Raw genomic sequence first — 3578 nt, forward strand, 5'->3', positions numbered from 1 at the left:
ATGAGCGCTGAACTGGCATCCTGCGTCTTACTCATTTAGGATTTCTCTCGGTGGGCTGTCTTTCCCGGCAGCCACGGGAAGAAGCACAGATTCATGATTCACCTGCTCATGCAAAAACGTTCTGACCGCCACAAGCGGCAAGCCGGATTCACCTTGATGGAGCTGCTCATTGTCATCTCCATCATGCTCATCCTCATGCTCATCGCCATCCCTAACATGCTGAACCTGCGCAGTTCAGCAAATGAGACTTCGGCGATCCAGTCTCTGCGCGCCATCTATGAGGCCCAGATCCAGTACCAGACCAACTATCCAGCCAATGGGTTTGCGTGCTCGCTGCAAGCGCTCGGCGGCGAATCGTCTTCGGGTGCGCCTAGCGCCCAAAGCGCGCAATTGCTGCAGCATGATGTCGCCTCCGGTTCAAAAGCCGGATATAGCTTCAACATCGTCAACTGCACCAAGACGACGGTGAATAACCAGGACATGTACACCAGCTACGAAGCGACCGCCGTGCCGCAGGCAGTAGGCAAAACCGGTCACCGGGGATTCTGCATTGACATGACCGGCGAAATCAAGTCTGACCCAGCCGGCGGAACCAACTGCACAGTGCCATTGCAATAAGCGAGTCAGCGCTTTGCGAGCGGGTCGGCAAGTCAGCGAAAGATCATCAAAGCTTGTCATCCTGAGCGGAGCTTTACGCAGTGAAGCGTAGTCGAAGAGCCTGCCCTGAGCTTGCCGAAGGGACCTGCGGTTCCCTTATTAGGCAAGAAAAACCGGGCACAAAGTCTTTCCAAACTTAACCCATCATGTGAATGGAGCCGCAAGCGTAGTGAAGAATTCCGGTGCCAGAATCAAGCAAATCCTGATCCTCATCCTGGCATTCTTCACCATACAAACTCACGCCCAGACCCCCACTGCCCAAGCTCAGGCCGAGCGCATCGACAAGCACTACAATGCGCTCCACTCTCTCAACATCCACTTCACACAGAAATACGACGGCATGGGCATACACCGCGTCGAAAGCGGCACCCTGCTCCTAAAGAAACCCGGCAAGATGCGCTGGACCTACTCGCAGCCCGCAGGCAAACTCTTCGTTCTCGACGGCAAGGACGCGTACTTCTACTCGCCCGGAGACACGGAAATTCCCCGCGTTTCAGCCAAGAAGCTCGACGATCTGCGCTCGCCTCTGCGCCTCCTGCTGGGCCACACGCAGTTAGCCAAAGAGCTGACCAATCTGCAAATCACTCCCGCGGAAAACGGCGATTACGCGCTCTCCGGCATCCCTAAAAACATGGAGCAGCGCATCGCCTCCTTCAGTATCACCGTCAGTCCTGACGGAGTGATCCACTCCATGCGCATCGAGGAGACTGACGGCGCCGTCAACACCTTCACCTTCAGCAACGAGCAGCCAAATGCCCCAGCCACTGACGCGGATTTCGTCTTCCACGCCCCTGCAGGAACGCACATCATCGAAGGCATGCCGCCGGTCTAGGGCTACCCGCGACGCAGCGCGTCGATCTCTGCCTGCAACTCGGTATTCTGCTTCTCAACATCCGCCACTGAATCCACCTTGACCGTCTCGCCGCGCGTATAACCCACATACTTTAGCCATCCGGCAGAGCGCACCTCGCGCTGTTCTTTGATCAAGGCAAACAGTGGGTCCGCCTCAACCGTCTTCAATTCAGCCTGCAAATTTCCTGACGCAAACGGAATCCCAAGGCCACGCAGTACAATTTGCGCCATCAAAAGATGCCCCGCTATATCCGGATGGATCCCATCCTTCTTCGCAAACGAGAAATCAGGGTCAGTCTTGCGCTGCTTCGCCAGATACGCATCCATCGGTGCGTGCAAATCAATCACCGTGGCCTGGTTCTTCGGCAACTGCATCTCCCATCGCGCATAGCCGGTCAAAACATCGTCATAGCCCGCATATGGAGCCATAAAGCCAAAATCAGACGCGCTCTTCGGCACGACTTTGTCCTTCACCGGCAGCACATCGAATGGCGGAGGAGTCAGCAGGACCATCTCCGCGCCCGCCGCGTGCACAGCGGCTATCAGCTTTTCAATTCCCTGTTCAAACGCCTTCATGCGCTCCGCGCTCTGCGGATGGTAGATGCCGTCATTCATCCCATAGCAGGCGACCACGACCTGCGGCTTCACCAGATCGAGCGCCCGCTTCAGGCGCTCCTGCACGCAAGGCCGGGGAAAAGGATGCGTCTTCTCGGAAAGACACGACGTCGTTTCGCTCCCCAGCCCAATACTGATGACGTCGAACCTGTCCGCCGGATACTTCTTCTCAAGAAAGTAGTCAACGAACGTGACGTAGTCGCCCATTTGCGTAATGCTGTCACCCAGCCACAGCACCCGCTTGTTCGCCAGCAAGGGTTGAGCTCGGCTCGACGTCCACGCGGCCAGAAGAAAACACAGAACAGCTACAGAGCGTTTCGCGGAAGAATGTTTCACGTATCCATCCTAATCAACAAGCAAAAAGAAAAGCCCGCCTACAGAAGCAGACGGGCGGAGACATAATTTAAAAGATTTACTTCACCTCAATCGTCCCCTTCAGCGGAGTTTCTGCCGAAGACGGCCCTGCCAGAATCCGATATGCGCCGGGCAGCAGGTCCCAAGCGTTTTTCTGCTCATCGAAAATGGAAAGCATCTGCGGATCAATCGTGACAGACACCGTTTTCGATTCACCCGGCCCTAGCTCAACGCGCTGCCAGCCCACCAGCCGCTTGAACGGCTCGCCCGCAGCCTCGGGAAGCTCAGCGTAGACTTCGGCAATCTCAGCGCCCGCGCGCTTGCCCGTGTTCTTCACCGCGAAGTTTACTGTCTTCTGCGCGCTGTCCGTCTTCAAATCAGAGTACGAATACGTCGTATATGACAGGCCAAATCCGAATGGAAAGAGCGGCTGCTTATGCTCAGCTTCGTACCACTTGTAGCCAACCTTCACGCCCTCGTCGTAGCTGACCGAATACTTCGACGCAACATGGTCGTTCCCGTTCACGGAGCCATTACCCTGGCCTTCGTCTTCGCGGGAAAGCGGCGCAATCACCGGATACGGCAGGTCCTGCTCGCTCTTCGGGAAAGTCATCGCCAGCTTCCCCGTTGCATTCACCTCACCTGTCAGGACATTGGCCAGCGCAATGTGCCCGCTGCTGCCCGCGTACCACGCTTCCACCACTCCAGCGACATCATTGAGCCACGGCATCGTGACAGCCGTTCCTGTTTCGAGCACGACAACAGTATGCGGATTTGCCTTCGCGACCGACTCGATCAGTGCGTCCTGATTGTCCGGCAGCGAAAGATTAGGCAGGTCCATCCCCTCCGACTCCCACTGGTAGGCAAACACAATTGCCACATCCGAGCTTTTCGCCAGCGCCGCAGCTGATGAAGGGTCTGTGCCCGCGTTGTACTCAATCTTCGCGCCCGGCAGCTTCGCCTTCAGCGCCTTCAGCGGCGAGGTCGGAAACCAGATGTGATCCTGCCAATGCGTCGCGCCCTGGCCCGGAGGCATGATCGCATTTCCTCCCGGCGGATCTACCTGCGCCGAGCCGCCTCCGGAAATCATTCCCACATCC

Annotated in this window: 4 protein-coding genes; 2 read left to right on the forward strand and 2 right to left on the reverse strand. The window is 57.0% G+C overall.

The window, feature by feature from the left end; all coding sequences use genetic code 11:
• Positions 1–93: 93 nt before the first annotated feature.
• Together VEV40_RS09120 and lolA are read left to right on the forward strand one after the other, a co-directional pair.
• Positions 94–618 (forward strand): type II secretion system protein, encoded by a 525-nt coding sequence (locus tag VEV40_RS09120; RefSeq protein ID WP_324831781.1) that lies wholly within the window; start codon positions 94–96, stop codon positions 616–618.
• A 208-nt stretch (positions 619–826) separates the two neighbouring features.
• Positions 827–1489 (forward strand): outer membrane lipoprotein chaperone LolA, encoded by a 663-nt coding sequence (gene lolA / locus VEV40_RS09125; protein WP_324831782.1) that lies wholly within the window; start codon positions 827–829, stop codon positions 1487–1489.
• Between the two features lie 2 nt (positions 1490–1491).
• Here the strand turns inward: lolA and VEV40_RS09130 are convergent, their stop codons facing one another.
• Both VEV40_RS09130 and VEV40_RS09135 read right to left on the reverse strand, forming a co-directional pair.
• Complete coding sequence (locus VEV40_RS09130; protein WP_324831783.1) at positions 1492–2460, reverse strand: SGNH/GDSL hydrolase family protein; 969 nt, start codon at positions 2458–2460, stop codon at positions 1492–1494.
• Between the two features lie 76 nt (positions 2461–2536).
• The coding region (locus VEV40_RS09135; protein ID WP_324831784.1) for a glycoside hydrolase family 3 C-terminal domain-containing protein at positions 2537–3578 on the reverse strand (1042 nt) is incomplete at its 5' end.

The organism is Alloacidobacterium sp., assembly GCF_035631355.1.
GTDB lineage: Bacteria > Acidobacteriota > Terriglobia > Terriglobales > Acidobacteriaceae > Alloacidobacterium.